Genomic DNA, 16573 nt, shown 5'->3' with positions numbered 1-16573 from the left:
TCTCGGGCCTTTGGGTGTGGGCGGGCGTGCTCGCCTCCCTCGCGGGTCTGACCCGCCCGGTGGGCGCCGCGGTGGTCGCCGCGATCTGGGTGACGGCCGCCGTCCGCGTCCACCGGGAGCGGCGGGCCGACGCGCGGATGATCCTCGGAGTGCTGCTGGCGCCGCTCGGCGCCGCGGGATATGTGCTCTGGGTCGGCCACCGCACCGGCGACGGCCTCTTCGGCTATCTCGACGTCCAGGCCGGGTGGGGCAACGGCTTCGACTTCGGTTACGCCTTCGCCCGCTTCATCGGCGACAAGTTCACCGGCTTCCCCGCGGCCCTGGCCGGCGTCGGCCTGATCATCGGGGTCGCCCTGCTGATCTGGCTGTACGTCATCGGCGTACGCCAGAAGCAGCCACTGCCGCTTCTCGTCTACACGGGCATCGTCGTCGCGCTCGCCCTGTGCGCGGCCGGCTACTTCGGCTCGAAGCCGCGCCTCCTGCTGCCCGCGTTCCCGCTGCTCCTGCCGCTCGCGGTGGCCCTCGCCCGGCTGCGTACGTCCAGGTCGGCGCTGGTGCTCGGGGGTGTGGCCATGGCGAGCGCGGTGTACGGGGCGTTCTGGCTCAACGGCTCGGGACCTCCATGATCATCAACTCGCCCCTCCCGTGATCGAGGGGAAAATTCCGGACCAGGTCCCGGTGAACGAATAAATAAGCGCCATAAAACTGCTGCGATAATGATCAAAGAATTGGGTAAGGAGATCGTCGCGGAATAGGGAAAGGCGGGGAATAAGTCCCCGTCTGAGATCAATGCCACATCACATCGTCATCACAAAGCCACTGATTCGGCCTAGTTCCGCACTCACTCGCTGTAACGTCGATTGAGTGCGTACCGAACGAAACCTCACCCGTCTGGATCGGGTCTTCGCCCGGCTAGACCGTGAGCCGGAGCGACCGGCCGGCCTCGATGTGCCGAGGATGAGCAGGCACCGGATCGTGCTCTTCAGCGCGACCCTGGCCTTCTACCTCGCCATCGTGGTCGCCGTGCTGACCACTTCTTGGCTGGTGCGGTTCGACTGGCAGGTCATGTTCTTCCGGCCCTATCAGCAGTGGCCCGAGATCCACGCGTTCCTCGACTACTGGGTCGTCCTCGGCCAGCGCGGCCCGACCGCCGTGATGGTCGCGGCCTGGCTGGGCTGGCGCTCCTGGCGGCAGCACACCATCCGCCCGCTCCTGATGTTCGGCGCCTCCCTGCTGCTGCTCAACGTCACCGTCGGCGCGGCCAAGATCGGCATGGGCAGACTCGGCCCGCACTACGCCACCACGATCGGCGCCCACGAGATGGGGCTCGGCGGCGATATATTCCCCAGCGGCCACACCGCCAACGCGGTCGTGACCTGGGGAATCCTGGCCTACCTCGCCTCCACCCCGGTCACCCGCCGCTATCTGTCGGCGCTCTCCGCCGTGGTCTCCCTCAGCGTGGGTCTGACCACCGTCTACCTCGGTACGCACTGGCTGAGCGATGTGCTGCTCGGCTGGGCCGCCGGTCTGCTCATCCTGCTCGCCCTGCCCTGGGTGGAGCCGCTGATCGCCCGGATCGAGGGCTGGATCTTCGCCCTGCGGGAGAGCTGGCGCCAGCGCCGCACCGGTGCGCAGGCCCCGGCCACCCCGCTGCCCGTGCCGCGGCCCGGTGCGCCGGTCGACGAGCCGCAGGTCCTCGAGCCGGTCGGCGCCGCGCGCCCCGCCCGCGCCCCGGCCTATCTCGCGCCGGGACCGCACACACCGCGCTCCGAGCGCAGCCCGGTCACCCCGGCGGGCAGCCGCCGCCCGCCGCACTCCGAGCGAGGCTCGCGCCCCGCATCGTCGGCCCGCCCGATGGCGGGCGGTCCGACCTCCTAGCAGCGGGGACGGTACGCACAACCACACCCCCGCACGGCGAAGGCCCCGGTTCCCGCACAGGAGCCGGGGCCTTCGCCGTGCGCGCGGTCGGCCGGAAGCGGCCTTCAGCCCTTCCAGCAGCGGATCACGACGCCTTCCTTGACCTCGAAGTTGAGCCGCCCCGCGAGGTACTCCATGGTGATGATCGCGCCCGGCGGCAGCGACCTGACGGTGGACCAGCCACGCTCGCGGGCCTGCCGCTCGGCCCCGTCGGCGGCGAGGCCGACGTAGGCGTCCGGAGCGTCCTGGGGTTCGGCGGGAGGGGTCGGAATAGGTGCCATGGCCGCCACGTTAGGCGGCGCGGCCCCGCCGGGGAAGGCCGGGGCCGGACACCATGCGTCACCTATCCCACCCCTGTCACGCTTTTGTCACAGCATCACGACGCCCGTTTCACCCGAACTCCGTCACACGTACGGGCGGTTCCGTACGCGTCCGGAAGTGATTCATGGATTTCCCACAGGCTCCCCGAGACACTTCTGATACGGCGCGAATGGGGCGGCCAAAAGGTCGGCGAGTTGCCTTTACAGACCCTCCGCATTTCCGAATCGTGGGCGGTCCACAGGATGTGACACCGCATAGGGAATTCAGGATTCCGGCACAGCGGGCCGGTACGCCCTCTGTCGGAGTCGGGTGTGACGCGAGCATCATGGCGGGTGCTTCGGTCAGGCCCAGGACGCGACGGCGAAGGGGCAGGCGATGGGGACTGAGACCGCACAGGCGGCGGCACCACCGGTCCGGGAGAGGCATCTCGGCCGGGTTCTCGTGGACTGGCTGACCACCACCGACCACAAGAAGATCGGCCATCTGTACCTGATCACGTCGTTCGTGTTCTTCCTGGTCGCCGGCCTGATGGCGCTGATGATGCGGGCCGAGCTCGCCCGCCCCGGGCTGCAGCTGATGTCGAACAACGAGTTCAACCAGATGTTCACCCTGCACGGCACGATCATGCTGCTGCTCTTCGCGACCCCGACCTTCGCGGGCTTCGCCAACGAGATCATGCCGCTCCAGATCGGCGCGCCCGACGTCGCCTTCCCGCGCCTGAACATGCTCTCGTACTGGCTGTTCCTCTTCGGCGGCCTGATGGTGCTCGGCTCGCTGCTCGTGCCGAGCGGGCCCGCCGCCTTCGGCTGGTTCGCCTACGCCCCGCTCAACAGCCTGGAGCGGTCGCCGGGCATCGGCGCCGACCTGTGGATCATGGGGCTCGCGCTCTCCGGGTTCGGCACGATCCTCGGCTCGGTGAACTTCCTGACGACCATCATCGGGATGCGGGCGCCCGGCATGACGATGTTCCGGATGCCCATCTTCACCTGGAATGTACTGTTCACGTCGATCCTGGTGCTCATCGCGTTCCCGGTGCTCGCAGCCGCGCTGCTCGTCCTGGAGGCGGACCGGCGCTTCCACTCGATGGTGTTCGCCTCGGAGAACGGCGGTGCGCTGCTGTGGCAGCACCTCTTCTGGTTCTTCGGGCATCCCGAGGTCTACATCATCGCGCTGCCGTTCTTCGGCATCATCACGGAGATCATCCCGGTCTTCAGCCGGAAACCGATCTTCGGCTATGTGCCGCTGGTCGGCGCGACGATGGCCATCACCGGACTCTCGGTGGTCGTGTGGGCGCACCACATGTTCGCGACGGGCGCGGTCCTGCTGCCCTTCTTCTCCTTCATGTCCTTCCTGATCGCGGTGCCCACCGGGGTGAAGTTCTTCAACTGGACGGGGACCATGCTCAAGGGCTCACTGTCCTTCGAGACCCCGATGCTGTGGGCGATCGGCTTCCTGGTGAGCTTCCTCTTCGGCGGCCTGACGGGCGTCATCCTGGCCTCGCCGCCGCTGGACTTCCACGTCACCGACTCGTACTTCGTGGTGGCGCACTTCCACTACGTCGTCTTCGGCACCGTCGTCTTCGCGACCTTCGGCGGCTTCTACTTCTGGTGGCCGAAGCTCACCGGGAAGCTGCTCGACGAACGGCTCGGCAGGATCCACTTCTGGACGCTCTTCGTGGGCTTCCACACGACGTTCCTGGTGCAGCACTGGCTGGGCGCCGAGGGCATGCCGCGCCGTTACGCGGACTACCTGGCGGCGGACGGCTTCACCGCGCTCAACACCATCTCGTCGATCGGGGCGTTCCTGCTCGGCATGTCCACGCTGCCGTTCCTCTACAACCTCTGGAAGACGGCCAAGTACGGCAAGAAGGTCGAGGTCGACGACCCCTGGGGCTACGGCCGCTCCCTGGAGTGGGCGACCTCCTGCCCGGCACCGCGCCACAACTTCGTCACGCTGCCCCGGATCCGCTCGGAGTCCCCGGCGTTCGATCTGCACCATCCCGAGTACGCGGCGCTCAAGGCGCCGGACGCCCGGCCGCCGGCTCCGCGGACCGAGCCCCCCGGTCCAGGGCCCGGCTCAGCAGGTCCCGCGCCGAGCTGAGCCGGCCGGTGAGGTCGGCCGGCTCGACGACCTCGAACTCGAAGCCCATCAGGAGCACATGGATCACCATGACGTCCAGGCTCATGGCTCCCGTGCGCAGCAGACAGCTCCCCTCGCTCTCGGCCTCCAGCGTCCCGTCCGACGGGGTGATCCGCTCGGCCGCCGTCTCCAGGGGCACGAGCAGCCGGATCACCGCCTGTGCGGCGTACGCATGGGTGGAGACGCCCTTGGAGACGTACGCGGCGAGGTCGTCGGCGGGCGGGGTGCGCGGGGTGAAGCGCGGGCCGTGCGGCGGTCTGGGCTCGACGCGGTCCGCGCGGAACGTGCGCCAGTCGTCGCGGTCCACGTCCCAGGCGACCAGATACCAGCGCCGCTCGGTGCAGACGAGACGGTGCGGTTCGACGGTGCGGCGGCTCGAACCGCCGCCGTGGTCGCGGTAGTCGAAGCGCAGCCGCTCCGAGTCCCGGCAGGCGCCCGCGAGTTCGGTGAGGACCGCGGGGTCGACGGCCTGCTGCCGCCGCGGCCTGAGCATCGGCACGGTGAAGGCGTTCAGCGCGCCGACCCGGCGCCGCAGCCTGTCGGGCAGCACCTGTTCCAGCTTGGTCAGGGCGCGTACGGAGGTCTCACCGATGCCCTCGATGCCCTGCCCCGCTGCGGTGCGCAGGCCCACCGCCACCGCGACCGCCTCGTCGTCGTCCAGGAGCAGCGGCGGCAGCTGGGCGCCCGCCCCCAGTTGGTAGCCGCCGCCCGTGCCGGGGCTCGCGTTGACGGGGTAGCCGAGCTCGCGCAGCCGGTCCACGTCACGGCGGACGGTGCGCGGGGTGACGCCGAGCCGGTCGGCCAGGTCCGCCCCCGACCAGTCGCGGTGGGCCTGCAGCAGCGAGAGCAGGCGGAGCAGTCGTGCGGAGGTCTCCAACATGGGGGTGATTGTGCCCGGCATCCGTACAGCGGCTGTCCGCGACGAGGGCGCAGGAGGTCAGCCCCCGATCACGCTCGCCTCGCGGATCCGTACCGAGAGGTCGTTGTCGTTCGTGTAGTACGGGCCCGCCTCCAGCGGCCCGTGCGCCGCCGTCTCGATCCGCGCCGCCGGGTACGTGAAGATCGGCTTCTTGTCCGGTACGTCGTCCAGGAGCCGGGCCAGGCGGATCCGGGGCCCGCTCTCGCCCAGCGGGCGCAGCCAGAGGTCCCACGGCCCCGGGCCGCTCTCGGCGAGCCGGTCGCAGCGCAGGCCGAAGTCGAACTCGGGCCCGTCGGCGGTCAGTTCACAGCTCTCCACGCGGTCGGGCTCGGCCCTGCGGGACGCCTCGGCGTACGCGGCGCCCGTCACCGCGGTGCCGTAGACCCGCCCGCGCACGCTGACCGCGGCGCCGGTGATCTCGATCTCCCCGATCTCCGCGTGCGGGGCGCGCAGCCAGCTGCGTACGGAGAGGTTGCCCTGCTTGGTGGCGTACGGAATGCGTACGGCGATGTGGCCGCGGGCGCCGCTCGGCGCGCGGTCGACCAGTGAGCGCAGGTCGTTCACGCCGGGCGCGAGGCGGCGCGGTGTGCCGCCCTCGACCTGCGCGTAGGCGTTCCAGCGGCCCTCGGCAAGCTCGACGCTGCTGGGCAGCGCGGCCCGCAGCCTGCCGTCGCCGCCCGGGGACAGCGGAAGCCACACGTCCTCATCGGGGGACGCGGCCTCGCGGCGGCGAAGCAGCAGATGGGCCGCGCCCGCCCCGCCCGGGTCGGTGACGTCGAAGGTCAGACCGCCCGCCGAGTCGGCTATGCAGTCGGCGCGCGGTGCCGCGGCCACATCCTGCCCGCTCCCGGCGTCACAGGGCGTCGAGGCGTCCGAGGTGGCCAAGGCCGTCATGCGGGGGATCCCTTCGTCTGTATGCCGTGTCCGATGTCCCGCAGGGCGTACGCACCGCCGAGCAGCGCGCCGCGCGTGCGGTGCAGCGAGCCGCGCATCCGGCCGCCGAACGAGCTGCCGCGGGCGAGCATTCCGCTGAACATCGCGTCGTAGCGCTCGGCTATCCGGGCCGGGTCGAAGCGTTCGGAGTCCTGGAGCGCCGCGTCCGCCATCCGCTGCCGCAGCGAGTCGTTGTTGATCAGTTCGAGCAGTCCGCCCGCGATCGCGTCGGTGTTGCCGACCTCGACGAGGCGCCCGTCGACACCGTTGTCGATGATCTCGCCGGGCCCGTGCGGGCAGTCGGTGGCGACGACGGGCAGGCCGCAGCGCATCGCCTCCACGATCGTCATGCCGAAGGACTCCAGGCTCGAGGTGACGGCCGCGATGGAGCCCTTGGCCCACTCGGGCTCGATGGGGTGGGCGGGACCCATCAGGAACACGTGGTTGTAGAGGCCGAGTTCATCGATCAGGGCGCGCAGCTTCTCCTTCTGCTTGCCGCCGCCGTAGATCCGAAGGCGCCAGTCGGGGCGCTCGCGCCGCACCTTGTCGAAGGCCCGGATCAGCAGGTCGTACCGCTTGACGGGGGCGAGCCGCCCGGCCGCGACGACCCACTTGTTGGAGCCGTCGGCGGGCTCGATGCCGGGCGCGGGCACGGGGTTGGGCACGGCCTGGACATGGACGCCGGGCAGCCGCATCTTGCGGCGGTAGGCGCGGGCGTCGGCCTCGGTCGTCGTGGTCAGGACGTCGAGGCGGGGGTAGACGCTGCGCAACTGGCGGCGCAGTTCCTTGGAGTGGCTGTCGAGCGTGAGGTGCTCCTGGCCCACGCGCAGGGGTCCGCGCGCGGTCTCACGGGCGACGTGCACATTGAGCCCGGGGCGCGTCCCGACCACCACATCGGCGCTCACCGACGCCAGATGCTCGGCGATGCGCCGGTCGGTGAGAGCGCTGTACTGGTCGTAACGCCCTTCCGCGGCGGGGAACGTACGGGCGGGCAACAGGGCGTCGGGGTCCTGCCCTTCGAAGCCGGGGCTCTCCTTGCGCATGTCCACGAGGTGGCTGAGCGCGACGCGCGGGTCCGGGGCGAAGACGGGTTCGTCCCGGTGCCGGAAGACGGAGACGATCTCGACGTCGTGCTGCTCGGCGAGCTTGTTCGCCAAGTTGTACGTCGTCCGGATCGTCCCGCCGATTCCGTACGCGTTGTGAATCAGGAAAGAGATGTGCATGCGTCCCCGTATCCCACGCTTCCCCGCGGACAGTCCGTCTCGTCCGCCTACCGCAGGGTTAGACGGGGAATCCGGCCAGAGGGTTGGGTTTCATCATCATCTTGTTCCCCAACAGTTGCGCCATCGATAGTCGCCTTCGGGAACTTCTTGGCGGGCACACGCATCATGGCTGGTAGGAGAGCTGGGGCACCTCGAAGCAGTTCTTGTTCATGTCTCCTTGTGTGACCCAGCCCTCACTGTCCTTCCAGCGGGCCACGGACACACACGTCCTGCGGGTCTTCGGCGGTTCGGCCCGCTGCTCGTAGGTCACCGGGAGCAGCAGCCCGCGCGCGGTGTACGGCTCACCGCGGTTCATGAAGCGGTCGACGCACGCGCGCGTGACGTCGCCCCGGCAGGACTTCGCCGCGTCCGTGAACCACATGGCGGCGGCCCAGCCCTCAAGGTGCCACTGGGAGAGCGCCTCTCCCTTCAGGGCGGCACGGAAGGCGCGCACTTCCGGCTGGTCCTCGTCCTCGTAGTTGCGGCTCGCTCCGGTGGCCCACAGGGCGTTGCGGCAGCGCGGTGCGTCCTTGTAGTCGTCGGCGACGGAGGATGTCCAGTTCTGCACGTTGGTCACCTTGGCGGTGACCTTCGCGCCGACGTCGTCCATCGCCTCGCACAGCTGGGCGTTGCCGTGCGTGTCCATCGCGTCGAAGACGAGGTCGGCGCCCTGCTCCTTCAGGTCGGCCGCCGCGGCGCGGAAGTTGGGCAGCGCGAAGTCGACCTGCTCGGTGACGACCTTGTAGCCCTCTGCCTTCAGGCCGCGGGTGACGAGCCGGGCGTAGGCGGCCGACGCGGACTGGTTGTAGGAGACGACGGCGGCGGTCCGTGCCCCCTGCTCCCGCTTGAAGTAGCGGTAGACCTCGGTGCCGCCGTACAGCTTCCCGTCCCAGCCCGGCTTCCCGTCCCTCGGCGCGAGGCTGCCGTAGATCCCGTACAGATGCGGATACGTGTCGTACGCGGACCCGATCGGCTGTCCCCCGATGTCGGGCACGCGCGCGCGGGAGACGCGGGCGGCCCCGGCGTACTCCATCGACGTGGTGGCGACAAGCGCGACGACCTTCTCCTCGTCGACCAGCTTGTGCACGCACTCGTTGTTGCCGACACCGCTGCCGCCGTCGTCACAGGTGTGCACCTCGACCTTGCGCCCGTCGATGCCACCGCGTGCGTTCAGCCGCTCGAAGTACGCCTTCGCCCCGTCCCGCGGCCCGGTGAACGCGGAGCCGCCGACCGGGCTCGTGGCGCTGGTGATGATGCCGACGGGGATCGGCGCACCCCCCTCCCCCGACGGGACGGGGGCCGTGGCCCGGTCCTCGAAGTCACTCTCGGGCAGCCTGCTGCCGCACCCGGCCACCACGACGAGCAGCGCGGATACGGCGAGGAGCTCAACAGCCCGGACCGGGCGACTCATTGCCGCTCAGCTTCACCAGCGCGCACAGAGTCTTGACGGAGACCTTCCAGGTGTCGTCCTGGTTGACGGAGGTCCCCGAGGCGTCGGGCAGCGCGGTGGCCCCCTTCAACGTCAGCGCGTACGTCACATCCGCCTCGGTCGCCGAGGTGAACTCGACCTTGCTCACCTTGGCGCTGACCTGCTCGCCGCGCTCGTCACCGCTGAAGCTCTCCAGGACGGCGCGCATCTTCGGGCCGTTCTCCAGGACGGCCTCCTTCTCCTTCAGGGAGACGGCGGGGTCGAAGAACTTCTCCCAGTTCTCCTTGACCTGCTTCTCGGCCGCCGCGGGATCCGCGGGCGCGGTCGCGTCGTCCGAAGGGGCTTGCTGCGTGGACTTCTCGGCCGACGGTTTCGGCGGGGTGCTCTCGCCGCCCCCGCCGCTGTCGTCGCCGCACGCCACGGCGGCCGGAACGATCAGCAGGACCGCGGCAGCCGCCAAAGCCGCGCTCCGCGCCCTTCCCCGCTCGCGATCGATCCCCCGCCTGGGGCTGGTCCAGAGAACCATCTGGCTCACCACCGGGTGTCGGTCCGAGCCATCAGGGCCCGGTTCTTTCAGGGTCAGCTTCCAGAAGGCATAGTGCAAGCCATCGACTGACATGGACAGCCCATCGACGTGACCGACATGTCCCAGGGGGCCAAATGCGGGCGGCTCAACCGGTTCGGACAGCTCGTACGGCTCGGCTCCGCGCCGTGCGCCCGGTCCTCTGGACGGCGTTCGCCGCCCTCGCCGCCGGCGCTGTGCTCAGCGTGATCGGCTGGTACGGCATGTCGGGTGAACGCTTCGCCGAGCGGCAGCTGCCCTATCTGGCGTCCTGCACGGTGCCGGGCGCGGCGCTGATCATCGCCGGGGCGGTGCTCTTCGCCCATGGCCGGAGCGCGCTGGCCGCGGCCCGCGTGGAGGAGCTGTACGGCCTCCTCGTGGCGGCGGGAGCGCCTCCCCCGGTCAGCGAACAGCCGGCCCCCGTCGCGACCAGCGGCGACCTCCTGATGATCCCCGGCGGCACGCTCTGGCACCGGGCCGACTGCCCCCTGGTCGCGGGCAAGCCGGAGGCCGTCCCCGCGGACGCCCGCATCCTGGCCACCGGCGACCTGGACCCCTGCCCCATCTGCGAACCACAGGCCCCCGCCGCCCCGTCCCCGGAGCACTGACCCGGTGGCGTCCCTGACGTACGACCTGACGCTGGCCGGGCTCGCGGTCGGCAGCGCGGCCGCCCTCACCGGCATCGGTCTGATCGTCACGTACCGCGCGACGGGGGTGCTCAACTTCGCGCACGGGGCGATCGCGATGGTCTGCGCGTACGTCCTGCGCGAGCTGACGGTCGAGTGGAACTGGCCGCTCTGGCTGGCGACAACGGTCACCCTCCTCCTCGTCGCCCCGGCCATCGGCCTCCTCCTGGAGCGAGCGGTCTTCCGCCCGCTTTCGGTCCTCGGCAGCGACCCGGCGCAGACCCTGGTGGCGTCCATCGGTGTCTTCGTACTCCTCGTGGGGGGCGCCGCGCTGCTGTGGGGCCCCGGGGCGAAGGCGGACGCGCCCGTGCTCGTCTCATCGGACCCCTGGGCCCAACTGGCGGTGACCGTCGCGCTCGCGGCGGCCGTCTGGGCGGTCACCCGCTGGACCCGCTTCGGCGGCGAGCTGCGGGCGGTGGTCGACAACCGGTCCCTCGCCGTCCTCGGCGGTATCGACGCGGACCGGGTGGCGGCGGCGGGCTGGGCGTTCGGCGCGTTCACGGCGGGCCTCACCGGAGCGCTGCTCGCCCCCTTCGTACGCCTCGACCCCTACGGCATGCCGCTCCTGGTCATGGAGGTGGTGGCCGTCGCGGTGGCGGCGCGGATGCGGAGCCTGGCGATCGCGGTCGTGGTGGCCCTGGGCCTCGGTGTGGCCCAGAGCCAGCTGACCCGCCTTCATCCCTCCGGCTGGGCGGAGCCGTTGGTCCAGGCGCTCGGCGCGAACCTCTTCGTGGTGGCGCTGCTCGTCGCGGCCCTGGTGCTCCCCGGCATCGGCGCGCGGACCACGCTCCCCCGCACGGCGACGGCACGCGTACCGACTCCACCCGGCGCGTGGATAGTGACGGTGGTCCTCTTCCTCATCCCGCTGGGCTTCGCGGGCTCGGACCTGACGACATCGGTCCAGGTCCCGGCCCTTGCGGTGATCCTGCTCTCCCTGGTGATCGTCACGGGCAGGGGAGGGCAGATCTCCCTGGGCCAGGCGGCGTACGCGGGGCTCGGCGCGCTGTTCACGGCTCTCCTCACGGCGGGCCGCTTCCCCGGCCTGCCGGAACTCCCCCATCTCCCGGCGCTTGCCGTGGCCGTCCTCCTCGTGGCCCCCCTCGGCCTCCTCACCGGCTGGCCCGCGATCAGCCGCCACGGCCTGGCGCTCGCCCTCGCGACGTTCGCGGTCGGCGTCGGGGTCAGCCGCTTCGTCTTCGCGCAGCCGTACGCGACGTCGGGCCTGAGCCTGGACCGCCCCGCGGGCTTCGCGGGGGACCGCGCGTACTACGTACTGGAACTGCTCCTCCTCGCCGCGGCCCTGCTGTTCGCCACGACCCTTCGCCGGGGCCGCATGGGCCGCGCCCTGGCCGCCATGCGGGACCACGAGGCGGGGGCGGCGGCCTCGGGCGTCCCCGTCCGCACACTGAAGCTGACCGCGTTCGTCGCGGGCGCGGCGCTTGCCGCTCTCGGCGGCGGAATGCTGGGCATGGGGCTGCGGGCCTTCGACCCCGCCGCGTACGACCCCGTACGCGGCCTGCTCTGGTTCGCGGCGGTACTGGTCCTGGGCGCGGACAGCCTCTTGGGCGCGCTGGTTGCGGCGGCGCTTCTGGTGGGCCTTGACGCGGGGGCGCGGGGCGGTGTGGCGGCGGCGTTGATCGGCATCCTTGCGGTACTGATCGGCCGCTTCCCCGGGGGTCCTTACGAGGCTCTGCGCTCAGCGACGGCCCGCCTGACCCGACATCCGACGCTGACCCCCCTGGGCACGAGGGCCCGCGAAGCCTTGCTCGCCGCCACACCCATCGGCACCCGGCAGCTGGGGCTGTGCCCACCCTTCCCCAAGCTCTCGGCTCCGCTCGAGCAGGGGAGACCCCACTCGCCCTGCGGAACGCCTGCCCACAGCAGGGACGGCGGGGGCAGCAAGAGCCGCACAGGCGACGGGCTCGGAACGGGCAACGGGCCCGACACAGACGACCGGCCCGCGACGGAAGACGGGCCCGGCACAGGGGACGGTCCCGGAGCCGGGAACGGTCCCGGCGAGGGCGAGGGCGACGAGCGCGGAGACGAAACCGGAACGGGAACGGGAACCGGAGACGACGATCCCCGCCCGGACCGGAAGTCGAGCCGGTCCGCAGGCGCCCGTGAGACGGGAGGGGACGTGTCGGTATGTCCGCACGGAGCACGGTTCGCAGGACTCCCCAGCCGCAGCAGCAAAGCGCTCGGACCGAGATGGCGAGTACGGACATACCGGCGCGGCCCCGCCCTCCAACCGGACCAAGGGCGCGACGGCTCCTCACCCCAAACCCCCGCAACCGCTCCCCAGGCCCCCGCAACCCTCGCCGCCCACGACATCACCCTCACCTACAACGGCTTCACCGCCCTGGACCGCGTATCCCTGGCCGTACCCCCGGGCCACATCACCGCCGTAGTAGGCCCCAACGGCGCGGGCAAGAGCACCCTCTTCCACTGCCTGGCCGGAACCCTCCGCCCCGACTCCGGCCGCATCACCCTCGACGACCGCGACATCACCCGCCTCCCCGCCCACACCCGCACCCGCCTCGGCGTCGCCCGCACCTTCCAGCAGCTGTCGGTCTTCCCGTCCCTGACCATCACCGAGAACGTCCAAGTCGCCGCGGACCAGAGCCGGGCGGACGTCCCGGAGGCCACCACCCACGCCCTCCGCCTCCTCTCCCTGGACGGCCCCACCCGCCACCACCCCGCGGCGGACCTCCCCACCGGCACCCTCCGGCGCGTAGAACTCGCCCGAGCCCTGGCCGGCACCCCGCACACCCTCCTCCTGGACGAGCCCGCGGCCGGCCTGGACACCGCCGAGGCCGCCGCCCTCACCCGCCTCCTGCGCGCCCTCGCGGCGGACGGCATGGCGCTGCTCGTGGTGGAGCACGACCTGGACCTGGTGGCGGACCTGGCCGACACCGTGCACGTCATGACGGCGGGCCGCATCATCACATCGGGCCCGCCGACGGAAGTGCTCCACAGGGCGGCGCCATGAGCACCGGCATCGCGCTCCACCAGGCCCGCGTCCGCTACGGCCCCCTGGAAGCCCTGCACGGCGTGACCCTCGCCGCCCACCCCCGCGGCCTCACCGTCCTCCTCGGCCGCAACGGCTCCGGCCGCACCACGGCCCTGCGCGCCCTGGCCGGCACGGCCCCCCTCTCCGCGGGCACCGTCACCTGGGACGGCAGGGACGTCACCCGGCTCACCCCGCACGAACGCGCGAGGCGGGGCCTGTGCTTCGTACCGGACAGACAGGCGATCTACGGCACCCTCACGGTCCGCGAGAACCTCGGCCTTTCGGCCCCCAAGGGCGACTTCGCCCCCGCCCTGGACGCGTACCCCGAGCTTCGCGCCCTGCTCCCCCGCCGGTCAGGCACCCTCTCCGGCGGCGAGCAGCGCATGCTGGCCCTCTCCCGCGCCCTGCTGGCCCCGGCCCGGGTGATCCTCGTGGACGAGCCCACCCAGGGCATGTCACCGGCGGTGGCGTCCCGGACGTACGAGCTCCTCATGGCCCTGGCCCCGGACACCTGCGTGATCACCGCAGAACAGCGGCTGCCGCCCGGTGTACGCGAACGCGCGAGCCGGGCGGCAGTGGTGGTGCACGAACTGCGCAGGGGCGAGGTCGTGTTCAGCGGCGAGGCGGCGGAGCTGGCCGAAAGACCGCCACCCGGGCCCTGACCTCAGGACCGGTTGGCCCCCGCCCGGGGGATGATCAGCTCCGCGCCGGTGTTCAGCACATCGGGACGGCTCCCGACCATCTTCCGGTTGGCCTTGTGGAGGGCCCGCCAGCCGCCCTTGACCTTGTAGAGCCGGGCGATCGAGCTCAGCGTCTCGCCCTTCTTGACCACGTGCACCCTGGCGAGCCCGTCCCGGATCTCCTTCGGGATCTTCTTCGAGCACGCGGGCCAGGCGTCCCACCCCTGTCTCCGCAGCACCTTCTCGGCGACCTTGATCTGCTCCTCCTTGGTGGCGAGATCCGCACGCGGCGCGTACTTGAGCCCGCCGTACGCCTCCCAGGTGGGCTGCCAGAACTGCAGCCCTCCGAAGAAGCCGTTCCCGGTGTTCACATTCCACCGTCCGCTGCTCTCGCACTGGGCGAGGCAGGTCCACGGCCCCTCGGTACGGGAGCAGTCGTACGCCGCGGCGGCGGCAGGGGGACCGGGCAGCGGCGGCGGAGCGGCCGACGCGGCCGCCGGCACGACCGTCGCCGGCAGGGACACCGCGGTGGCGAGCAGCGCGGCGGGCCACAGCGGCCGGAGCCGCTCGATCGACATCGGGAACATCCGCGTGAGGAACATCCGCATCGGGTACATCCGGCCACGCTAGGCAGGGCGAGGGCGGCGCGAAGGCGTGCCGCGCCCGCCACGGACACGGCCCCACCCGGTCGGACGACCGGGCAGGGCCATGCCCGAAGCGGTCCGGCTCAGAGGTCGAGCCGCTGCCCCGGCACGATCATGTTCGGATCGCCGCCGATGACCGCCTTGTTGGCGGCGTAGACCTGACGCCAGCCGACACCGTGCTCCGCCGCGATCCTGCTGAGGGTGTCCCCTCGCTCGACGGTGTAGTCACCGCGGCCGGAACCCCGGTCGGTGTGGCTCGGCGTACGGCCGCGCTCCTTCGCGGGCCGTTCCTTCGCGGGCCGCTCCTTGACGGCCTTGGGCGCCGCGGGAGCCGCCGCCCCCGGCGCACTGCCGGACGCTCCCGCCCGTGCCGAGCACGTGGGCCACGCGCCCCACCCCTGAGCGCGCTGCACCTTGGTGGCGACAGCGATCTGCTGCGCCTTGGACGCCTTGTCGGCGGTCGCCGCGTAGGCCCCTCCGCCGTACGCGCGCCAGGTACCGGCGGAGAACTGCAGTCCTCCGTAGTAGCCGTTGCCGGTGTTGATGCTCCAGTTTCCGCCGCTCTCGCACTGAGCGATGCGATCCCACACTCCGCTGTCCGCCGCTCCGGCCTGGCCGGTGGCGGTGAGCAGTCCCAGCGGGGCGAGCAACGCCGCTCCGCCGATCACTGCCGTCCTGCGAACGCGCTTGGGATGTGCGGACATGTATGTCCCTCTCGAAGGACCCAGGCTCCCCCTGGTGCCGTGGCCCTCATCGCGCATCTGACGCCTGAGGTCCACTCCACCCCGTCCGCCGGAGTCGGCACTCTCGTGCCGCGGTGCTTGAGCTGGCCGGTGCGGCCGACGGACGTACCTGAGCGGTGCTCGCTGCACACGAGGGGGGAATCTAGGAGCCCGCTCACCCCGATATCAACCAACTCCTTGTCATTCCAGGCCAGTTGACCGTTACCGCCGGTATCGTCGACTTTCGGCCAGCCACTTAATTCACTGATTTCCGTATTTATCGACCCGCACCCCAGTGGATCTGTGACCCACTTCACTGCCCCAACTTCCCTGTACGCGCCAGACATTGGCGCAGAGTGACGAATTCCGCCGGACAACTCACCCTCCGCTGTGGATGGTTCGATTCCGTTCGCCCTCGTGCGTGACTTGCACCACTGATCGCCCGTTGTCTCCTTATGAGCCGGACACCGCCGGCTCCACGCATCGATTCCGAGGAGCCACCCGTGCCGCGCATGCTCGACGTCGGCGACGACGTACGCGCCGAGATCGGCGACGAAGAAGCCGACCGGCTGCTCGCCGGTGAGAACGCCCCGGGCAGTTACGACTGCACCTCCTGCCGCACCCCGGGCGACTCGGAGCAGGAACGCACCAGCACGGTCCTGTTCATCGGCGACGAGACCGCCGTACTCGCCTTCGCCCACGCCACCTGCCTGCCCTCCCAGATCGTCCAGGTCTCCGAGGAGCAGCTCCAGGGCGCCGTTCGCTCGATCACCGGCGAGGACGCCACCGGGCCCGCCGAAGGAGTGCCCGACCAGGCCGTCCTCGGCGTGACCAGCGGTCTCGTCCTCATCGAGGGCGAGCTGCACCCCGCGCTCGTCGTCGAGCCGACCGGCGCCATCACGCGCCCCGGCGCCGCCGCGGGCGGCGGCGACGACTTCCTGCCGCTCCTGATCGAGCAGGGCTTCATGCCGGTGACCTCGCTGGACACCGTGCCCGACGTGCTGCACGGCTGGTCGGTGCTGCTCGCCGTGGGCCAGCTGCACGCCGTGCTCCAGCCCGGCGCCGACGGCGGCTCCCCCGTCGCCTGGTGGCAGGCGCACCGCCCGCTCCAGGTCACCGAGGCCTGGCGGGCCGCGGCCAACAAGCTGCAGACGGTGCTCCTGTTCGCGGCGCCGGTCGGCTCCATCGGCCGGCAGCCCCGCGAGGACCTGCTGCGCGGCGCCCTGGACAACGCGGCGGCGCACGGGCGTCTGGTGGCGGCCGCGATGCCACTCGCGGGCACCTGAGCCGACCGCCCCCGGGCCGCGCCGCGAGCCGCGAACGCGCCGGTCACACTCCCCGCGCCGCGC

Annotated in this window: 14 protein-coding genes and 1 pseudogene; 7 read left to right on the top strand and 8 right to left on the bottom strand. The window is 71.4% G+C overall.

Annotation, left to right across the window (positions count from 1 at the left end):
• A pseudogene (locus ACFWY6_RS32750) lies at window positions 1–626 on the top strand (hypothetical protein); the annotation flags it as partial.
• 238 nt (window positions 627–864) lie between these two features.
• Window positions 865–1878 carry a phosphatase PAP2 family protein gene (locus tag ACFWY6_RS32745; protein WP_384698165.1) on the top strand — a complete coding sequence of 338 codons (1014 nt, stop codon included), beginning with the start codon at window positions 865–867 and terminating at the stop codon, window positions 1876–1878.
• 104 nt (window positions 1879–1982) lie between these two features.
• Here the strand turns inward: ACFWY6_RS32745 and ACFWY6_RS32740 are convergent, their stop codons facing one another.
• On the bottom strand, window positions 1983–2198 hold the full coding sequence (locus ACFWY6_RS32740; RefSeq protein ID WP_384698163.1) for an I78 family peptidase inhibitor: 216 nt from the start codon (window positions 2196–2198) through the stop codon (window positions 1983–1985).
• A 415-nt stretch (window positions 2199–2613) separates the two neighbouring features.
• On the opposite strand from ACFWY6_RS32740, the gene ctaD reads away from it, so the two are divergent.
• Window positions 2614–4338: a cytochrome c oxidase subunit I gene (ctaD, locus tag ACFWY6_RS32735; protein WP_384698160.1), complete on the top strand. Its 1725-nt coding sequence runs from the start codon at window positions 2614–2616 to the stop codon at window positions 4336–4338.
• Here ctaD and ACFWY6_RS32730 read toward each other — a convergent pair.
• From ACFWY6_RS32730 to ACFWY6_RS32710, 5 genes are all read right to left on the bottom strand, one after another.
• Entirely contained in the window at window positions 4253–5257 is a 1005-nt protein-coding gene (locus tag ACFWY6_RS32730) for a helix-turn-helix transcriptional regulator (RefSeq protein ID WP_384698157.1), read from the bottom strand. The two genes, ctaD and ACFWY6_RS32730, sit on opposite strands and share 86 nt — an antisense overlap.
• A gap of 57 nt (window positions 5258–5314) precedes the next feature.
• Entirely contained in the window at window positions 5315–6190 is an 876-nt protein-coding gene (locus tag ACFWY6_RS32725) for a hypothetical protein (RefSeq protein ID WP_384698154.1), read from the bottom strand.
• Entirely contained in the window at window positions 6187–7452 is a 1266-nt protein-coding gene (locus tag ACFWY6_RS32720; protein WP_384698151.1) for a glycosyltransferase family 4 protein, read from the bottom strand. The genes ACFWY6_RS32725 and ACFWY6_RS32720 overlap by 4 nt, the downstream gene beginning before the upstream one ends.
• Window positions 7453–7615: 163 nt before the next feature.
• Entirely contained in the window at window positions 7616–8902 is a 1287-nt protein-coding gene (locus ACFWY6_RS32715; protein ID WP_384698148.1) for an ABC transporter substrate-binding protein, read from the bottom strand.
• Window positions 8877–9446, bottom strand: a complete 570-nt coding sequence (locus ACFWY6_RS32710) for a hypothetical protein (protein ID WP_384698145.1) — start codon at window positions 9444–9446, stop codon at window positions 8877–8879. The genes ACFWY6_RS32715 and ACFWY6_RS32710 overlap by 26 nt, the downstream gene beginning before the upstream one ends.
• Before the next feature lie 134 nt (window positions 9447–9580).
• Between ACFWY6_RS32710 and ACFWY6_RS32705 the strand changes: the two genes are divergently transcribed.
• Genes ACFWY6_RS32705 through ACFWY6_RS32695 form a run of 3 tightly spaced genes read left to right on the top strand, consistent with a single transcriptional unit; the run spans window position 9581 to window position 13840 of the window.
• Window positions 9581–10090 carry a hypothetical protein gene (locus tag ACFWY6_RS32705; RefSeq protein WP_384698142.1) on the top strand — a complete coding sequence of 170 codons (510 nt, stop codon included), beginning with the start codon at window positions 9581–9583 and terminating at the stop codon, window positions 10088–10090.
• 4 nt (window positions 10091–10094) lie between these two features.
• A complete protein-coding gene (locus ACFWY6_RS32700; protein WP_384698139.1) occupies window positions 10095–13157 on the top strand; it encodes an ATP-binding cassette domain-containing protein in 3063 nt (1020 codons plus the stop codon).
• Entirely contained in the window at window positions 13154–13840 is a 687-nt protein-coding gene (locus ACFWY6_RS32695; protein ID WP_384698136.1) for an ATP-binding cassette domain-containing protein, read from the top strand. Before ACFWY6_RS32700 ends, ACFWY6_RS32695 begins: the two co-directional genes overlap by 4 nt.
• 2 nt (window positions 13841–13842) lie before the next feature.
• Here ACFWY6_RS32695 and ACFWY6_RS32690 read toward each other — a convergent pair whose 3' ends face one another.
• Window positions 13843–14475 carry a transglycosylase family protein gene (locus ACFWY6_RS32690; RefSeq protein WP_384698131.1) on the bottom strand — a complete coding sequence of 211 codons (633 nt, stop codon included), beginning with the start codon at window positions 14473–14475 and terminating at the stop codon, window positions 13843–13845.
• Between the two features lie 110 nt (window positions 14476–14585).
• The gene (locus ACFWY6_RS32685; protein ID WP_384698128.1) at window positions 14586–15206 is read right to left on the bottom strand and encodes a transglycosylase family protein; all 621 of its coding nucleotides are present in this window, start codon (window positions 15204–15206) and stop codon (window positions 14586–14588) included.
• Between the two features lie 521 nt (window positions 15207–15727).
• Here ACFWY6_RS32685 and ACFWY6_RS32680 point away from each other — a divergent pair.
• Window positions 15728–16510, top strand: coding sequence for a hypothetical protein (locus tag ACFWY6_RS32680; RefSeq protein WP_384698125.1), 783 nt, complete (start codon window positions 15728–15730; stop codon window positions 16508–16510).
• Window positions 16511–16573 lie beyond the last annotated feature (63 nt).

This window comes from Streptomyces sp. NPDC059037 (assembly GCF_042740015.1).
Taxonomy (GTDB): Bacteria; Actinomycetota; Actinomycetes; order Streptomycetales; family Streptomycetaceae; genus Streptomyces.
This window is presented reverse-complemented; position numbering and strand designations above follow the sequence as displayed.